This is a genomic window from Sorangium sp. So ce367 (genome assembly GCF_051520455.1).
In the GTDB taxonomy this organism is placed as follows: Bacteria; Myxococcota_A; Polyangia; order Polyangiales; family Polyangiaceae; genus Sorangium; species Sorangium cellulosum_B.
Genome location: NZ_CP150334.1, coordinates 508,657 through 525,593, shown reverse-complemented (window position 1 = coordinate 525,593; position 16,937 = coordinate 508,657). Strand labels below are relative to the sequence as shown.

Here is a 16,937-nt window from a genome sequence, read left to right as displayed (position 1 = left end):
TCAGGCGCAACCGAGCTCCGCTGCGACGTGTGCAACGTGGCCATCACGGGGGAGCCCCACGGACGCGGCCTCTACGTATGGTCGCGCGGCGACGAGCTCCGCTTCGAGGAGCCTGCCCTCTGCTGCCTCTGCTCGGTTGCCATCGGGATGACCGCGCTGTCCGCCTGGAACGTCGAAGAAGAAGAGGGCTGATCGCCCGCGGCCTGCCCGAAGGCGCGGGCCCCACCGCCCTCCGGCGCCCGCCGGAGGGATCACCCCACGTCAGAACGCCTCGCCGATCGCCAGGTTCACGGCGATGGGCAGCACATCGAACAGCTTGCCCGGGGGCCGCTCGTCCTCGGGCCAGCCTGCTGCTTTTGTCTCCTTGCAGACGCCGAGCACCTGCAAGCAGGGGATGCGGTAGCCGACGTCGAAGCGCAGCGGTCCGACCGGCGTGACGTAGCGCAGCCCGAAGCCCGCCGAGACGTGCAGGCGCTGCGCTCCCGAGCGGAACAGCCGGTGCTCCCGGGTGACATCGCCGGCGTCGGCGAAGATCACCGTACCGAAGCTCTCGCCGAGCGGTATCCGCAGCTCCAGGCTCGTCTCCCACAGCAGACGGCCTCCGATGGGGACCAGCGGGGCGTTCTCCTCGTCGGCGCTGTCGCCGGCTGTCAGGCTCGGCACGCGGGCGTGCGGGCCGACCTCGTTGTACCCGTATCCGCGGTTGCTGGTCGCGCCGCCGCTGAAGAACCCGCGGAACTGCATCAGCTGAAGGTCGGCCCCCACGTCTCTCCGGCAACGGTCCCTGTCCACGCCCGCGAGGGCGTCGCACTGGGCAGGATCCACGGAGGCGTCGCCGTAGTCGCCCGTGAACAGCCACCCGGTCATCAGGCGGAAACCCAGCGTCCATCTCCTCGAAACAGGGAAGTAGGCGCGAAACTCGGGCTGAAGGCGGATGTCGCGCGCGGAGTGAAACCGCCTGTCCCGCTCGTCCTGCGCCTTCTCGCCGACCAGGGCCTCCGCGATCGCGGTGTCGAACGCCAGATAGCCGGCCAGCTGCGTGTCCAGCGCGATGTAATAGCCGTGATGGGGGGTGACCCGATCGGGCTTCCCCGCCTCGTTCAGCCGGCGGTCATAGGACACGAGCGCCTGGAGGTAAGGGATGAAGAGGGTCCCGAACCCGGAGGGCAGCCGCGCCGAATTGTAGGTGAACGGGCTGTTCAGCTGGACGTTGTAGAGGAGGGCCGCGTTCAGGTCCGATTTCAGGAAGGGCCGCTCGATGCCGATGGAGCCGACGTACTCGCGGTAGCCGACGATCGCGTGCTCCGGCTCCTCCTGGGCAGCCTCTGGTGCAGCTCCTGACTCCCCCTCCTCGGCGCCCTGCTTGTCCGGCTTGGTGCAGAACTCACCTGTCTGGGGGCAGTAGAGCTTGAACGAGCCGCGCAGCACCGCGGCCGTGCGCCGCTCGATCGCCCCGGGCTGGCGGAGCTCGGACCGGAGCTGGATCTCCGGCAGGAGGCGGAAGGTGTCCCCGAGCTCCTTGCCGAGCAGGTTCGAGAACTCCACCGGGTAAAAGACGAGCCCCGGCCGGGCCTCGACGCTGAAGCGGCGCAGCCCCCCGAGGAAGTTGCGATCTTCCCACCCGGCGACGAGGTGCGCCTCGACGCGCGAGCCGACCTCGGCGCCTCCGCCGAGCTTCACGGCGCGGAGCGCGGACGGCTGCACGGAGAAGGTCACGGGGACGACCGGGTTCCTGGGCTGTCCGGACGGCGCGAGCTCGGGCTTCACGGCGACGGAGCCGAACACGCCGAAGTCGGCGAGCGCCTGCTCTGCGTCCGCCAGCTCCGCGGTCGAGAAGCGCTCGCCCTCCTCGATGCCGATCGCCGTCCTGACGGGCCCCTCGGGCAGCTCGCCGAGCCCCTCGAGCTTGACCTTGCCGAACCTGCACTCGGGACCGAGCTCGATCGTGTAGCGGATCCGCGCCTCGTTCTTCACGAGGTCGACGTCCACGTGCCCCTCCACGTTCGCGTAGGCGAAGCCGCGATCCGTGAGGACCCGGAGCAGGCTCTTCTTGAGCTCCTCGTACCGAGCCTCGTCCAGGCGCTCGCCGACCTTGAGCTCGTCCTTCGCCTCGGTCACCGGCCGGCCGATGTCCCTGCCCTTCTCCAGGGTCCAGTCCCGCCACGCGAGATCCACCGACGCGATCTTCACCGGCGCGCCCTCGGAGACGACGATGCGCACCCGCACGCGCCCCTCCTTGCCGGGGCCGCCGAAGCGCTGCACCCGCGCCGCCCGCACCCGCGCCCCGTAGAACCCGCGCGCGCGGTAGTACCGCTCGATGCGGGCCAGGTCCCGCTCGAGGACGAACCGGTCGAAGCGCTCGTACTCGACCGTGAGCGCGTCCCAGACGCTCAGGATCGGCACGGGCTCGAACGCGCCGCCGAGGAGGCGCGAGCTCTCGGCCGTCGCGATCCGCGCGGCGAGCTCGTCGCCGCTGATCACGTCGTCGCCATCGAACGAGACGTCCTCGATGGCGCACCCGCTGAGGTCGGGACGCGTACACGCCGGCGGTTGACGCGAAGCGGCACACGCGGAGGCCCCGAGCAAGGCGAACATCACGAGCGCTGCGGGGACGGGACGAGGCATCGGGACCCGGACAACTGAAAGAGAACTTTCGGCTGTGCCGGCCGAAACGCAATCGCCCCGATGTGCGCGATGGCGAGGATTCAACGTTACGCCTGTGTTTTCGATATGCTGCGTCCGCTTCGGCCGCCGGTGGCCCCGCTCCAGTCTGGGCGGCCTTCGGAGAGCGGCGCGAGCGAGGGAGAGCCTACGAGATGGCAGAGCCGACGCAAAAGGAACCTGGTGCCGGTGGGTACCTCGGACATGGATTGCCGCACGAACCTGGGCCTCACGGGGTGCCCGCGAGCGCCGGCGCGCCGTCCGCGGTCCCGGCCCCCGAGGAGCGGCGTGGCGCCCTGAAGGCGCTCGTGGCGATCGGCGGTCTGGCCTGCGCCGGCGCGATCGCCGTACCGGCGGCGAGCTTCATCGCGGCTCCGGCCGCAGGCAGCGCCGGCGCCGCTGGCGGGCGCGAGCGCTGGGTCCGGGTCGGGCGCCTCGCGGACCTCCCGCCGGGCGAGCCGCGGCGGCTCAAGGTGATCGGCGAGGAGCGCGACGCCTTCACGGTCGCGAAGGACCAGATGCTCGGCGCGATCTGGGTCATCCGGGAGGGCGAGAAGATCCGCGCGATGAGCGCCACGTGCCCCCACCTCGGCTGCGGGATCGAGCTCAACGACGACAAGAAGAGCTTCAACTGCCCGTGCCACGCGTCGCGCTTCGGCCTGTCGGGTGCGCCTGAGACGGGGCCGTCCCCTCGCGCCATGGATCCGCTCGCGACGCGGGTCGTCGATGGATGGCTCGAGGTGGACTTCCGGCGCTACCGTGACGGGGTCGCCGAGCTCCAGGAGATCGCAGGATGAGCCTCGGCGACTGGCTGAACGAGCGCATCGGGCACCGCGAGCCGCTGCGCCGGTTCCTCGACGCGCCCATCCCCGGCGGCGCGCGCATCGGTTACGTGTGGGGAGGCGCGCTCGCGCTGCTGCTGCTCGTCGAGGTCGTCACGGGCGCGCTGCTCATGTCGGCGTACGCCCCGAGCGCGACCACGGCGTGGGCGAGCGTCGCGCACATCAATTTCACCCTGCGCGCGGGGTGGCTCATCCGAGGCCTCCACTACTTCGGAGCGCAGGCGCTCGTCATCCTGGTCGCGATCCACGTGGCGCGGATCGCGCTCCACGGGGCGTACCGCGCGCCGCGGGAGATCGGCTGGTTTTTGACCCTCGGCCTGCTCGGCGTGATCCTCGGCTTCACCTTCACGGGCAACCCGCTCCCGTGGGACCAGGACGGCTACTGGGGCGCGCGCGTCGAGACGGGCATCATGGGCTCGGTCCCGGTGGTCGGGTCGTTCACGCAGCAGCTCGTCATCGGCGGGAGCTCGCTGGGCCACCTGACGCTGACGCGGCTCTACAGCCTGCACGTCTTCGTGCTGCCGGCGGTCATGGCCGTGCTGCTCGCCGCGAGCTTCGCGCAGTTCCGCAGGCACGGCTTCGGCACGCCGCACGGCGCCGACCTCGGCAAGGCGGATCGGTTCTACCCGAAGCAGCTCGGCCTGATCCTGCTGGCCGTGGCGCTCGTGCTGGTCGTCGTGTTCGATCTCGCGGCCATGGAGCACGGCGCCCCGCTCGAGGCGCCCGCGGATCCCGTCAGCGACTACAACGCCCGCCCCGCCTGGTACTTCCGCCCGCTCTTCGAGCTGCGCAAGTACTTCCCTGGCTCGCTCGAGCTCATCGCGACCGTCGGCCTGCCGGGGGTGGTCGGGCTGTACCTTGCCCTGCTGCCGTTCATCGACAGGAAGCCCGGCCCGCTCCGGGCGCGGCTGCCGGCGCTCGCGCCGCTGTTCTTGATCGGCCTCGGGGCCGTCGGCCTGCTGGGGATGTCGTTCGTGAAGGACGCGAAGGACGAGGGCTTCCAGCGCTCCGAGGCGCAGAGCGCCGCGCGGACCGCGCGCGCGGTGGCGCTGTTCAAGCAAGGCGTCCCGCCCGAGGGAGCGCTCGCGATGCTACGGAACGACCCGGAGACGCGCGGCGAGGACCTCTACAAGAAGGAGTGCGCGAGCTGCCACCGGCTCAACGATCTCGGCCCGCCCAAGGACAAGCAGACGGCGCCGGACCTCACCGGGTTCGGGACGAAGGCCTGGGCGCTCGAGGTGCTGAGGGATCCCGACGCCGACCACCTCTTCGGCAAGACGGCATTCAAGGAGATGATGCCGTCGGCGGTGAAGCCGCCCGCGGATCCCGAGGCGGCGAAGGTGTTCACGCCGATGAGCGCGGCCGACCAGGAGACGATCGCCGCGTTCCTCGAGGGGCAGGCGCGCGGGGAGCCCGGCGCCGGGACGCCCGGAGAGAAGATGGTCCGGCAGCGGTGCACGAGCTGCCACCGGCTCGACGGCAAGACCGACGACGAGGAGTCGGCCGCCCCCGAGCTGCGCGGCTGGGCCTCGATCGCGTGGATCGAGGCGCAGATCACGAACCCCGGCAGCGGCAAGGCCTACCCGCCGGCCGCGATGGCGAAGGACCTGGAAGGCCACATGCCGGCGTTCGAGGAGAAGCTCTCCGCGAACGACCGGAAGGTCCTCGCCGCCTGGGTGTACCGCCGCGGCCGCGGTGAGCCCGGGACGACGGTCGCCGCCAAGGCGCCCGACAAGAAGCCCTGAGCGAGCCGCCCGCCGGCGCTCGCTGCCCCACCCTCTCCTCCTCCCGATCCCCCTCTCGATGAGCGCCGCCGCGGCGCGCGCGGCTCGTGGACGCTCGCGCGGCTCGTGGACGCGCGCCGATCCGTTCGGGTCAAGGCGCGCGCTCTGACAGGCGCTCGCGCGGGCGCTCCGGCGCGACGGGCCGGCACGCGCGGTGCTGCGCGTCCCGAGAGGGAGGGTCGGTGGCGACATTGTGCACGGTCGCCTCCACGCCGGCGTGCGCGCGGCGCTCGCCTCGCGCGCACGCTGGCGTGCGCGCGGCGCTCGCCCCGCGCGCGGGCAGCGATCGAGCCCCAGAAAGAGCAGGACCCGTGGACCTGGATGCGGCTGTGAAGCACCACTTCCTGTGGATCGCGGGCACGATGATCGCGTCCGCCGCCTACTTTCAGGCGTCGGGGGTGTCTCACTTGATCGGGAGGACGATCATCCCGGACAGAGCCACGAGGCTCTCTTCCACGCCCCCTGCGTCCCACCGCGCGTTGCGCGACGGCCTCCACGCGACGAGCGCTGACGTGATCCTCCGGCGCAACCCGTTCGACTCGGCGACGGGGCCGCTCCTCCCGCCCCCGGGCGGCGCTCCCGAGGAGCGCGCGCCCGCGGCGCACGGCGATCCGTGGAGCGATCCGACCTGCGACGCCGGACGCGTGGTGCTCATCGCGGCGTCGCAGGACGCCGCGTGGTCGTTCGCGGCCATCGAGGGCCCCGACGGGCAGACGCAGCTCCGCCGGCTCGGCGGCGACGCGGCGGGAGGCACGCTCACGCGCATCGCGTGGGACCGCGTCTGGATCACCGCGGGGGGCGCCCGCTGTCAGATGCAGCTCGGGAAGCTCGGGAAGAGCGCGCGCGAGGAGGCGCCCGCGCCGCAGCCCCGGCCTCAGGCGAGGCCGGTCGGGAGCGACAACAACCTGAACTCGATCCCGCCGGAGATCGCCGCCCGCATCCGGCGGGTGAGCGCCACGGAGTTCAACGTCGACCGCGCGGCGGTCGATCAGATCCTCGAGCAGCAGGCGCTCCTCATGCGCTCCGCCCGGGTGACCCCGGAGCGACGAGGAGACCAGGTCGTCGGGCTGAAGCTCAGGATCAGGCGAGGCTCGCTGCTGGAGACGCTCGGGCTGGAGAGCGGAGACACCCTGAGGTCGATCAACGGCTTCGACGTCACCGATCCCCAGAAGGCGCTGGAGGCCTACGCGCGGCTCCGGACCGCGAACCGCCTGTCCGTCGCGATCGAGCGCGGCGGACAGCTGATGACGGTCGACTTCAACATCCGCTGAGGACCCGGGACGGGCGCGCGGAGCTCAGCCGAAGGCGTCGACGGCCGCCCTGGCCGCCTGGCCCGAGAGCGACGGCGGCGCGACCGCCTCCCACCACGCCGCCGCGTGCTGCTCGGTCCAGTCGGCGTCCATGCGGAGCGCGGCGAGCCGCTCGGACAGCTCGCGCGCCGACTGCGGTCGCCGCGCGGGATCCTTCTCGAGGCAGTCGAGCACGAGGCGGTCGAGCGCGGGCGGGATCGCGCGCGCCGCGCGCTTCGAAGGCGCGACGGGCACCTCCGTCGCGTGGAGCAACATCGTCTTCATCGCCGTCTCGGCGTCGAACACGAGGGCGCCGGTGAGCAGCCAGTAGGCGACGCACCCGAGCGCGTAGATGTCGGTCCGGCCGTCGATCGGGCGGTCGCCCAGCACCACCTCCGGCGCCATGAACGCGGGCGTGCCGGTGATCGCGTTGTCCGCCGTCAGCTTGGAGGGGTCCGCGTCTTTCCTGCGCTGGGCCACCAGCCCGAAGTCGAGCACCTTCAAGAAGTCGAGATCTGCGCCGTAGCGGCACAGGAAGAGGTTGGCGGGCTTGATGTCGCGGTGCACGAAGAAGGCCTTGTGCGCCTCGTGGAGCGAGTGGCAGGCCTGCCGGAGCAGGTGGACCACGCGCGCGGGAGGCTGCGGGCCGTCCAGCTTGACGAGGGTCTCGAGGTCCATGCCGTCGAGCAGCTCCATCACGTAGTAGAACGAGCCGTCGCGGGCGACGCCGAAGTCGAAGATCCCGATCGTGTGCGGCGATCGGAGCGCGGCGGTCGCCTGCGCCTCACGCTCGAACCGCGCCTTCGCGTTGCCGTTGCTCGATGGCTCGCCCTGGAACGCCTCGGGCCGGATCAGCTTCACGGCCGCGGGGCGGGCGAGCATCCGGTGCTTCGCCCGCCACACCTCGCCCATGCCGCCGCCGCCGAGCCGCTCGACGAGCCGGTAGCTGCCGAGCTCCCGCGCCGCGTCGAGCTTGCGCCCGAGCCCGAAGACGACGCGCGACACGAGCACGGAGAGCGCGAGCGCGATGACGCTCGGGAAGAAGCGGCGGAGCATCGCCTCGTACGAGGGCGGCTCCATGAAGCCCGAGCGGACGAGCACCCAGAGGCAGGCCGGATCGGTGAGGATCGCCAGCGTCGAGGTGAACAGCGTGCGCACGCTCGGGGCGGGGACGATGATGGGAAACATGAGCACCCAGACGGCCACCGGCGGCCATCCCGGCAACACCGGCCCCTCCGGCCACGGCTGCGCGTTGGAGATGACCGAGAGCAGCGCGGCGCCCAGGATCTTGTAGGCGAACGAGAGATCGACGATCCGCGGCGGCGACAGGAGCCCCTTCCGCGCGATGACGAAGAGCGCGGCCGAGACCAGCATGAACGGCAGGAAGACCGCGACGCGGATCGGGTACGGGCCGAGCTCGAGGCCCGGGAAGATCTCCGACACGAGGAAGCCGAGGGAGCCCGCCACGATCGTGCAGAGCGCCATCCACGCGACGCGCCTCGTCGCCTCCTGCTCGAGGTCCGGGGGGAGGCGCGGCGACAGCCACTCCCAGCGCGGCCTCGCGCAGGTCTTGCTGGCGTCGGGGCCGAGGAAGACGGTCTCGCTCATGGAGTCGCGCGCGCGGCCCACGGCCGCGTCGGTCTGCTCTAGGGGAGGAGGAAGGCGGCGGGAATAGAAGAGTCGCGCGCGAGGCGCGCGCCTCTCGCCACGCGCATGGCCTGGCGTCTTCGCGTCTTAGCGTGCGGGCGGACTCGGCCAGCCCGCGCGGGGGAGCGTTACTTGATGAAGACCTGCGCGGCCGCGATCCCCGCGCCCTTCGTCGCCTTGAGGATCACCTTGCCCGGACCGCCGATCGGCAGGGGGTTCTTCCAGCAGCCGGAGGCCTTGCCGCCGAGCGTCGCCGCGGCGCCGGTGGTGCTGTCCTGCGCGAGCACGACGGGCGGCAGCGCGGGCGCGGGCTGCGAGACGAGCTGGATGTCGAGCTCCTGGACCCCGAGGCCGATGCCGACGACCGTGTAGCACTTGCCGGGCGAGATGTTGATCTGCTGCTCGAGCGCCTGGCCCTCCTGGAACTGCCCCGCGAACGGCCCGCCGTCCGGCTTCATCCCCGGGGCCTCCGTCGTGCCCATCCCCTGCAGGATCGGCGTCGCGGCCACCGCGGCGACCGGCGGGATCGGCGTGGCGGCGGAGCCCGCGGGCGCGGCGGTGGTGGTGGGCGTGAGCACCGCCGTCGCCGGCGTGGTCGGCACGGCCGAGGCGCACCACTGGCCCGGAGGGCACGGGTTGTTCGGGTCGATCGTCGGCTCGGGGGTCGACGAGCACGCGAGCGCTCCGAGCGCGGCGAGGGAGAGCGGGAGTACGTGGAAGACACGCATCATGAGAATGCTCCTTCGATGGGCATGAGCTCGCCCGATCGCAGAACGAGTGCCAGCGCTTCTTACACCGGCTGCGGTTCGACGTGTGGGCCGAGCTCACGAAGCAGCGATCTCGACAGCGCGCGGGGTGCAACCCGAGCGCAAACGAGCGCAACCGTATGCAACCGGACGCAAGCCGAACGCAACCGCGCCGCTTTGCGCCCGGCGCGTGGCGTGCTACCGAAGTCGGGCACGCGTGGTCTTGCAATCCCGAGTAGTTAAACTATACACGTGATCCGCGTCATCTGCGTGGGGACGGCAGTGCGCGCCCAGTGGCGGACTCCGCAGCGTGCCTTGCCTCCTGGCCACCTCTGGCCCGGGCGGCGTGCTCACGCCGCACAGGGCCCGAGCCGCTGTATCCTGTGCGCCCGGCGTCGTCGCGCGGACTACGCGCATCGCCGGAGCAGCCATGAGCCAGGATCAAAAGCCCCCTCCCGCCGAAGGCAGCGCCCTCTGGTACAAGGACGCTATCATCTACGAGGTCCATGTCCGCGCGTTCAGCGACTCGAACGCGGACGGCATCGGCGACTTCGAGGGGCTCGTCGACAAGCTCGATTACCTCCAGGATCTCGGCGTCACCGCGATCTGGCTCCTGCCCTTCTACCCCTCGCCGCTGCGCGACGGCGGATACGACATCGCGGACTACGCCAACATCAACCCATCTTACGGGACCCGGCGCGAGTTCGCCCGCCTCCTGCGCGAGGCGCACCGCCGCGACATCCGCGTCATCACCGAGCTCGTCCTGAACCACACCTCGAACGAGCATGAGTGGTTCCAGCGGGCGCGGACCTCGCCCAAGGGCTCGCGCTGGCGCGATTTCTACGTGTGGAGCGACACGCCGCACCGCTACAAGGACGCCCGGATCATCTTCAAGGACTTCGAGACATCGAACTGGGCCTGGGATCCGGTCGCCAACGCCTATTACTGGCACCGCTTCTACTCCCACCAGCCCGATCTCAACTTCGAGAACCCGGACGTCCACGCCGCCGTCTTCAAGGTGGTCGACTTCTGGCTGGAGATGGGCGTCGACGGGCTCCGGCTCGACGCCGTGCCGTACCTCTACGAGCGCGAGGGGACGAACTGCGAGAACCTGCCGGAGACGCACGAGTTCTTGCGGAAGCTCCGGCGCCACATCGACGCGAATTTCGCCGATCGCATGCTCCTCGCGGAGGCCAACCAGTGGCCCGCCGACGCCGCGGCGTACTTCGGGAGCGGCGACGAGTGCCACATGAACTTCCACTTCCCGCTCATGCCCAGGATGTTCATGGCGGTCGAGCTCGAGGACAGCTTCCCGATCGTCAACATCCTGAAGCAGACGCCCGTGGTCCACGAGACCTGCCAGTGGGCGACGTTCCTCCGGAACCACGACGAGCTGACGCTCGAGATGGTGACCGACGAGGACCGGGACTACATGTACCGCGTCTACGCGCAGGAGCACACGGCGCGGATCAACCTGGGCATCCGCCGGCGGCTCGCCCCGCTCATGAAGACGCGGCGCAGGATCGAGCTGATGAACGCGCTGCTCTTCTCGCTGCCGGGGACCCCCGTCCTCTACTACGGCGACGAGATCGGGATGGGCGACAACATCTATCTCGGCGATCGCGACGGGGTGCGCACGCCGATGCAGTGGAGCGCCGATCGGAACGCCGGATTCTCCAGGGCGAACCCGCAGAAGCTCTATCTGCCGATCATCATCGACCCCGAGTACCACTACGAGGCGATCAACGTCGAGGCGCAGCAGCAGAACCCGGCTTCGCTCCTCTGGTGGATGAAGCGGCTCATCACCCTGCGCAAGCAGAACAAGGTGCTCGGCCGCGGGACGATCGAGTTTTTGCACCCGGACAACAGCAAGGTGCTCGCGTTCATCCGCGCGCACGCGGACGAGCGGCTGCTCATCGTCGCGAACCTCTCTCGGTACGCGCAGCACGTCGAGCTCGATCTCGCGCGCTTCGAGGGCATGGTGCCTGTCGAGCTGTTCGGCAGGAGCCGCTTCCCGGAGATCACGAGCCGCGGTTACTCCCTGTCGCTCGGTCCGCACGACTTCTTCTGGTTCGCGCTCGAGCCGGCGACGCCGGCGATCTCCGCGGGCGACGCCGAGGCGGCGCCCGCGATCGCGACGAAGGGCTCGTGGCGGACGCTCCTCTCCCCCGAGGGGCGCAAGGTGCTCGAGCCGGCGCTCGGCAAGTTCATCGCGGCGCGGCGCTGGTTCCGCGGCAAGGCGCGCACGCGGCGCGCCACGACCCTCGCGGACGTCATCCCGATCCTGCGCGGCGAGCAGACCGCGGCGGAGCACTACCTCCTGCTCGCGCGCGTCGAGTACACGGACGGCTCGCCGGAGACGTATGTCGTGCCGATCGGCTTCGCCACGGGCGACTACGCGCGGACGCTCGCGACGCGCGCGCGCCACGCGGTGATCGCGGACGTCACGATCCGCGATCCCGAGCCGGAGAGCGCGGCGGCGCCGGAGGGCGTCCTCTACGACGCGCTGGCGACCCCGGAGTTCGCCGCGCTCGTCCTCGCCGCGATCCGGGCGCAGGGGGTCGCGACGGGCTCCTTCGGCGAGCTCCACGCGCTGCCGCTCGGGACGACGCTCGAGACGCTCGGCGCCGAGGGAGAGCTCCCGGCGCGCATCTCCGAGAGCGAGCAGAGCAACACGACCATCATCTACGGCGACAAGCTCCTCCTCAAGATCTTCCGGCAGGTCGAGGAGGGCATCAACCCGGAGCTCGAGATCGGCCGGTACCTGACGGAGCACCAGTTCCCTTCCACGGCGCGGCTCGCCGGGGCGATCGAGTACCAGGCCCGCGGTCGCGAGGCGACCACGGTGGCGATGCTCCAAGAGTACGTGCAGAGCCAGAGCGACGCGTGGACGAGCACGCTCGAGGCGCTGAACCGCTTCTTCGAGCGGGTGCTCGCCGACGAGGAGACGGCGAAGGGGGGCGCGCCGCCGATGCCGGCCGGCACGCTGGTCGACGCGTCGCGCGCGACGCCGCCGCCGCTCGTGAACCAGCTCATGGGGACCGAGCTCGTGAGGATGCGGCTGCTCGGCGAGCGCACCGCGCAGCTCCACCTCACGCTCGGCAAGTCGAGCAAGGACCCCGCGTTCGGGCAGCAGTCGTTCTCGACGCTGCACCAGCAGTCGATCTTCCAGTCGGCGCACGGCATGCTCTCGCGCACCTTCGCGCTGCTGAGGAAGCGCGAGCGCTCGCTCCCCGAGAACGTGCGGGAGCAGGTGTCGGCGATGCTGCCGCGCGAGGCCGAGATCAACGCGAAGCTCCAGCAGATCGTGTCGAGGAAGTTCGACATCCCCCGCATCCGGACGCACGGCGACTTCCACCTCGGCCAGGTGCTCTCGACGGGCGACGACTTCATCCTGATCGATTTCGAGGGCGAGCCGGCGAGGCCGCTGAACGAGCGCCGCTACAAGCGCGGCCCGCTCCGGGACGTGGGCGGGATGCTGCGCTCGTTCGACTACGCCGGCGCCTCGGCGCTCCGGGACGCTCGCCTCCGGCCCGAGGACGTCGCCGTCCTCAAGCCGTGGACCGACGCCTGGGTGGCGTGGATCTCCGCGAGTTACCTCGCGGGATACATGGAGACGGTCGCGCGCGCTCAGGCGGCCGCCGAGCCGCGGACCGACGAGACGGCGCCGTACGTGCCCGCGAGCGACGCGGACACGGTGCTCCTGATCGACTTTTACATGCTCGAGAAGTGCATTTACGAGGTCGGCTACGAGCTCAACAACCGGCCTGACTGGCTGGACATCCCGCTGCGCGGGCTGGAGCGTCTGATCACGCCCAGAGCATAGGAGCGCTGGTGGCGCGATGATCCGGCTGGAGCTCGCGGGCATGCATACGCGGTTGCACTCGACGTTGTGCGGCTCGTGCCCGCAGGGCCCGACGGGCTGCTGCGCCAGCCCGCCGGGGGTCGAGTGGTCGGACATCGGGCGGATCGTCTCGCTCGGCGGCGCTGGCTGGCTGCTCGAGCAGATGGCCGCGGGCACCCTGCGCCCGGGCCAGCGCGGCCTGCTCATCCTGCGGGTCGAGCCCCAGGGCAGCGATGGCGGAGCGCTCCCCAAGAGGTGCGCTTTCCACGGTCATGAGGGCTGCACCATCCCCCCCGAGCGGCGCGCGGCGACGTGCAACTACTATGTTTGCGATGACGCCTTCGCGCACGGAGGCGAGCCTGGCGGGGCCCCTGAAGCGCTGGCCGGCCGCAAGGCGCATGACGCGCTCGTGGATCTCTACGGGAGCTGGGATCTCGAGCTCGCCGACCGCATACGCGAGCGCTGGCCCGACGGGCCTCCGTGGAACCTCGATTTCCTCGACTGGCTCGGTCGAGAAGTCCGCCGCCTCGCCGCCAAGGCAGGTTCCTCCATGCGCGTCCTCCGGCCCGGCACCTGAAGTATCCCCTCGAATTTGCCGGGGGAATTCACAGGGAGACGGGGAGATCTAATTGGAGGGTATCGTGCTGACGTCCTGACGCCGGAGCGCGACGGTGCGCTCGACGACGTCCGACGCGGAGAGCTGCAGGAAGATCGACACGTCGACCCAACCGGCCCTGGACACAACGACGACCTGCATCCCTTGAGGCAGCTCGACGCTGAGGGGCGTCTTGCCGAGCATGGTCCCGTTCCAGCTCACGTTCGCGTCCGCGGGCTCGCTCTTGATCGTGACCTTGGCCTTCATCAGGCCCGGCTCGAGCGCCGTCGCAGCCGTGGACACCGCAGCAGGCTGCTCCGACGCGACGGGCTCCACCGAGCGGTCGCGGAACATCACGAAGGCCCCCGCGACGAGCAGCGCGACCACCCCGAGCACAGAGGCGAGATACCCACGCTGCCGCCAGGACGAGGCGCGCCCCACCGTCGCGCCCAGGCTGCCGGGATCGACGGCCGGGGGCTCGTGATGATGGTGGGCGGGGAAGCTGTGGCTTTGATCGCTGAGGAGGGGTAGACCGGCCGCGGTCGCGGAGGGCCACATCGAGCGGTTCATCCCCATGACCATCGAGGCGCGGGGGAACTCTCCGACCATCGAGGCGCGCTGGATGTCGCCCGCGACATCCAGCGAGCTCAGGTACTCGAACTGCGCGGTGACCTGCTGGCGCACGAGCGCTCGGCTCTCCGCGAACATCTCGAGCACGTGCGCGCCGAGCTGCTCCGTGCGGACGTCCTCACCCGAGCCCCGCAGGTAACTCTCCAGCGCGTCGCCCATCTCCTGCGCGGTGGCGAACCGTCGATCGGGATCCCGCTGGAGGGCCCTCGCCACGATCTCATCGAGCGCCGGGTCGATGTCCGGCACGACGGTGGAGAGCCGCGGGATGTCCCGCGTGAGCAGCTGGTGCATCACGGCGACGTGGTCGCCATCGAACAGCCGCCGCATCGCCAGGAGCTCCCAGAGCACGATGCCGATGGCGAAGAGATCGGCCCGCCGATCGACGTCGGCGCTCGCCATCGCCTGCTCGGGCGCGGCGTAGGCCATCTTGCCCTTGAAGGTTCCGCTCTCGGTGTGCGCATCGTTGAGGGCCGCCTTCGCGACGCCGAAATCAACGATCTTCACAGCTCCGTCGTACGTGATGAAGATGTTGTGCGGCGAGACGTCGCGGTGTACGACGCCGAGCAGACCGCCATCGAAGTCCGCGAGCTCATGCGCGTAGTGCAACCCGCGCAGCGCCTCGACGATCGTCCTGACCCACGCCCCCCGCGTGAAGCTCGCGGCGCCAGGACAGCCGCTCACCACCGCCCTCACGACGTCCTTGAGCGGCTGGCCCTCGAGGTACTCCATCACGATGAAGTACCCGCCGCTCTCGCCCCCGATCTCGTAGGTCTGAACGACGTTGGGGTGATTGAGCCGGGCCGAGAGCTTGGCCTCGTCCAGGAACATCAGGACGTAGCGCGGGTCATCCGCCATCCCGACGCGGAGACACTTCACAACAACGAGCTTGTTGAACGACCCGGGCCCCCGGGAGACGGCCAGAAATACATCGGCCATCCCACCACGACCCAATTTTGCAATCAGGCGGTATCGACCAAGCAAGCTGTTGCTCGCTTGCTGGGTCGAAGAGATGGTTTGGCCGCCTGAATTCACGACATCCCCCGCTATAAGAGCTTAATTAGCCCGTTGACCTGGAGTTTGCAAAGACTTTTACGCCTGGAAACAATCCGCGCCCCCTGTAGACGCGTGCCGCGTTGCTCCATCGCCTGACCATCCATCGTGATGTCTTGGCGCAGCGCTCCATCGCCGGATTGCTGCGCAAGGACACCCCTCCCGCGCCGCAGATGTCATGGTCCTAACGAAATGGCCCCGATCGAACCGGTACGCACGTGACCACACACACCGGGTGCTCCTGTCGGCACACCCGGTGTTCCGCCACCGCTCCATTGTACACCAGGTGCTTCAGGAGCGGTGGAACTGGATGCGTGTCGCAGGTCGATCCCTGAGACCCCCCTCGGGGTCGCACGAGACCGGCGGAGCACAGGCCCGCTGGCACGAGAAGGAGCCAATCAGTAATGGCGCATACATGATCGGCGTCGAGGGCGACGGCTCCTGAGCGGACCGGACGACCTCGGCTTCCCTGCGGAGCCTGGGGGGCTCCGCAGGAAATCGACGTCCGCCCTGCGCGGAGCTCCCTACCAGGCTGTCCTGGTCGTTCTGTGGAGGAGAGCTACCAAGGGTCCTGCGCCCAGAACCTGCGCACCACATCGAGCGTGGCGTCGAGCTGCTCGAAGTGCGGGAGACCCAGCGTCGGCGCGACGCGGGCGGCCTCCACGCGCGGGTTCTGCTGCGTGAGCTCGGCGAGGCGGTCGAAGCGCGAATACGGGTCACGGTCGTGGAGGATCAGCGTGGCGACGGGCAGACGCGCATAGATGCGCTGGAGAGCGTCGTCCGTGAACAGGGCACCGGCGATGAACGCGAGGGGGGCCCGGTGGGCAAAAGGCTCCTTCGACGCGCGGATTGCATAGTCGACGAGGCCTGTATCCGGCTCGCCGACGAAGCTCTTCTTCAGGAACCAGCGAATGCTGGGCGGCGCGGCCAGCACGCGATAGAGCGCCTCGGCGGCGTACGGGACGCGCGAGACAGCCCGGAGGAGGGCGCTCGCGCCGGGAGGCTCACGGCCGAGCCCCGTCGGGGAGATGAGCACGAGGCTGTGAACAATGCTCATCTCCTCGCAGGCGACGGCGGCGGCGAACTCCGAGGAGAGGGAGAGCGCGATGACGTCGGCGCCGCCCGGCGCGCGGACCACGTCCGTGAGGAAGCGGCGCAGCGCGGCGCGGTAGAGCTCGCGATCGTACACGCGGTCCGCCCGCTCCGAGAGGCCGAAGCCGGGAAGATCGAGCGCGTAGACCGGCCGCTCGCCGCGGAGCGCATCGAACAGGGGCGCCATCTCCCTGGACGACGCGGCCGCGTCGACCCCGTGCACGAGCACCACGGGGCGCCCCGCAGCGCGGGCGTCCACGTAATAGGCGAGGCGCCCCGCGCTCCACGTGTCGACGTGCCGCACCTCCGCCTCGAGCGCAGGGGCGAGGGGCGCGCGCTCCGCGGGGCGGAGCGCGCCCGGCACGAGTCGATCGACGAGCCCATCGAGGCTCATCGCGCGTGCGCTCATCACGTCTCCCCCGGCGGCAGCATCCCCTCGTTGTCCGCGCGCTCGAGGTCGGCGATGCTCGGATTCCTCGGCGCCGGACGCGGCTTGACGCCGCCGTCGCCGGGCCTCGCCTCCTGGCCCGCGTCGCTGCGCTGCTCGCGCTCTCGACGCTCTGCTTGACCAGCGATCTCCTGCGCTGCGCGCACCAGTCGGTCCAGACGATCCACCTCCAGCTGATGGCGAGAACCATGGGGACCACCGTGCCGATCCTCGAAACGGTGGTGCCCAGCGTCAGCGCGGCCATGAGACACCGTGCGATCAGGTCGAACTGTCATGCTCAGCTCCTTCCGCACGAGGTCAAAGCACGGA

12 protein-coding genes are annotated in these 16,937 nt (G+C 70.3%); 6 read left to right on the top strand and 6 right to left on the bottom strand.

The features are described from left to right. The first annotated feature begins 36 nt into the window (after positions 1 to 36). Positions 37 to 192 carry a hypothetical protein gene (locus tag WME97_RS01990; RefSeq protein ID WP_437531283.1) on the top strand — a complete coding sequence of 52 codons (156 nt, stop codon included), beginning with the start codon at positions 37 to 39 and terminating at the stop codon, positions 190 to 192. A 69-nt stretch (positions 193 to 261) separates the two neighbouring features. Here the strand turns inward: WME97_RS01990 and WME97_RS01985 are convergent, their stop codons facing one another. Continuing rightward, complete coding sequence (locus WME97_RS01985; protein WP_437549044.1) at positions 262 to 2,625, bottom strand: autotransporter assembly complex protein TamA; 2,364 nt, start codon at positions 2,623 to 2,625, stop codon at positions 262 to 264. Between the two features lie 272 nt (positions 2,626 to 2,897). On the opposite strand from WME97_RS01985, the gene WME97_RS01980 reads away from it, so the two are divergent. The 3 genes from WME97_RS01980 (at position 2,898) to gspC (ending at position 6,558) form a co-directional block, all read left to right on the top strand. Then, entirely contained in the window at positions 2,898 to 3,458 is a 561-nt protein-coding gene (locus WME97_RS01980; RefSeq protein ID WP_437549042.1) for a ubiquinol-cytochrome c reductase iron-sulfur subunit, read from the top strand. Then, positions 3,455 to 5,248, top strand: coding sequence for a cytochrome b N-terminal domain-containing protein (locus WME97_RS01975; RefSeq protein WP_437549041.1), 1,794 nt, complete (start codon positions 3,455 to 3,457; stop codon positions 5,246 to 5,248). Before WME97_RS01980 ends, WME97_RS01975 begins: the two co-directional genes overlap by 4 nt. A gap of 350 nt (positions 5,249 to 5,598) precedes the next feature. Beyond that, a complete protein-coding gene (gspC, locus tag WME97_RS01970) occupies positions 5,599 to 6,558 on the top strand; it encodes a type II secretion system protein GspC (protein ID WP_437549039.1) in 960 nt (319 codons plus the stop codon). 24 nt (positions 6,559 to 6,582) lie between these two features. On the opposite strand, the gene WME97_RS01965 is transcribed toward gspC, so the two are convergent. Continuing rightward, positions 6,583 to 8,184 (bottom strand): serine/threonine-protein kinase, encoded by a 1,602-nt coding sequence (locus WME97_RS01965; RefSeq protein ID WP_437549037.1) that lies wholly within the window; start codon positions 8,182 to 8,184, stop codon positions 6,583 to 6,585. Positions 8,185 to 8,351: 167 nt separating this feature from the next. Then, complete coding sequence (locus WME97_RS01960) at positions 8,352 to 8,954, bottom strand: hypothetical protein (RefSeq protein WP_437549035.1); 603 nt, start codon at positions 8,952 to 8,954, stop codon at positions 8,352 to 8,354. 445 nt (positions 8,955 to 9,399) lie between these two features. Here WME97_RS01960 and treS point away from each other — a divergent pair, with 445 nt between their 5' ends. Both treS and WME97_RS01950 read left to right on the top strand, forming a co-directional pair. After that, on the top strand, positions 9,400 to 12,795 hold the full coding sequence (gene treS / locus WME97_RS01955) for a maltose alpha-D-glucosyltransferase (RefSeq protein ID WP_437549033.1): 3,396 nt from the start codon (positions 9,400 to 9,402) through the stop codon (positions 12,793 to 12,795). A 16-nt stretch (positions 12,796 to 12,811) separates the two neighbouring features. Beyond that, positions 12,812 to 13,390: a hypothetical protein gene (locus tag WME97_RS01950; RefSeq protein ID WP_437549032.1), complete on the top strand. Its 579-nt coding sequence runs from the start codon at positions 12,812 to 12,814 to the stop codon at positions 13,388 to 13,390. A gap of 48 nt (positions 13,391 to 13,438) precedes the next feature. On the opposite strand, the gene WME97_RS01945 is transcribed toward WME97_RS01950, so the two are convergent. The 3 genes from WME97_RS01945 to WME97_RS01935 form a co-directional block, all read right to left on the bottom strand. Then, positions 13,439 to 15,070 carry a protein kinase domain-containing protein gene (locus WME97_RS01945; protein WP_437549030.1) on the bottom strand — a complete coding sequence of 544 codons (1,632 nt, stop codon included), beginning with the start codon at positions 15,068 to 15,070 and terminating at the stop codon, positions 13,439 to 13,441. Positions 15,071 to 15,647: 577 nt separating this feature from the next. Next, complete coding sequence (locus WME97_RS01940; protein WP_437549028.1) at positions 15,648 to 16,589, bottom strand: alpha/beta fold hydrolase; 942 nt, start codon at positions 16,587 to 16,589, stop codon at positions 15,648 to 15,650. Continuing rightward, positions 16,589 to 16,774, bottom strand: coding sequence for a hypothetical protein (locus tag WME97_RS01935; protein ID WP_437549026.1), 186 nt, complete (start codon positions 16,772 to 16,774; stop codon positions 16,589 to 16,591). Before WME97_RS01935 ends, WME97_RS01940 begins: the two co-directional genes overlap by 1 nt. Between the last annotated feature and the right edge of the window lie 163 nt (positions 16,775 to 16,937).

Coding starts and splice junctions, on each gene's coding strand:
- WME97_RS01975 (WP_437549041.1), top strand. CDS start 3,455: ATGAGCCTCGGCGACTGGCTGAACGAGCGCATCGGGCACCGCGAGCCG.
- WME97_RS01940 (WP_437549028.1), bottom strand. CDS start 16,589: ATGAGCGCACGCGCGATGAGCCTCGATGGGCTCGTCGATCGACTCGTG.
- WME97_RS01965 (WP_437549037.1), bottom strand. CDS start 8,184: ATGAGCGAGACCGTCTTCCTCGGCCCCGACGCCAGCAAGACCTGCGCG.
- WME97_RS01985 (WP_437549044.1), bottom strand. CDS start 2,625: ATGCCTCGTCCCGTCCCCGCAGCGCTCGTGATGTTCGCCTTGCTCGGG.
- WME97_RS01950 (WP_437549032.1), top strand. CDS start 12,812: ATGATCCGGCTGGAGCTCGCGGGCATGCATACGCGGTTGCACTCGACG.
- WME97_RS01960 (WP_437549035.1), bottom strand. CDS start 8,954: ATGATGCGTGTCTTCCACGTACTCCCGCTCTCCCTCGCCGCGCTCGGA.
- treS (WP_437549033.1), top strand. CDS start 9,400: ATGAGCCAGGATCAAAAGCCCCCTCCCGCCGAAGGCAGCGCCCTCTGG.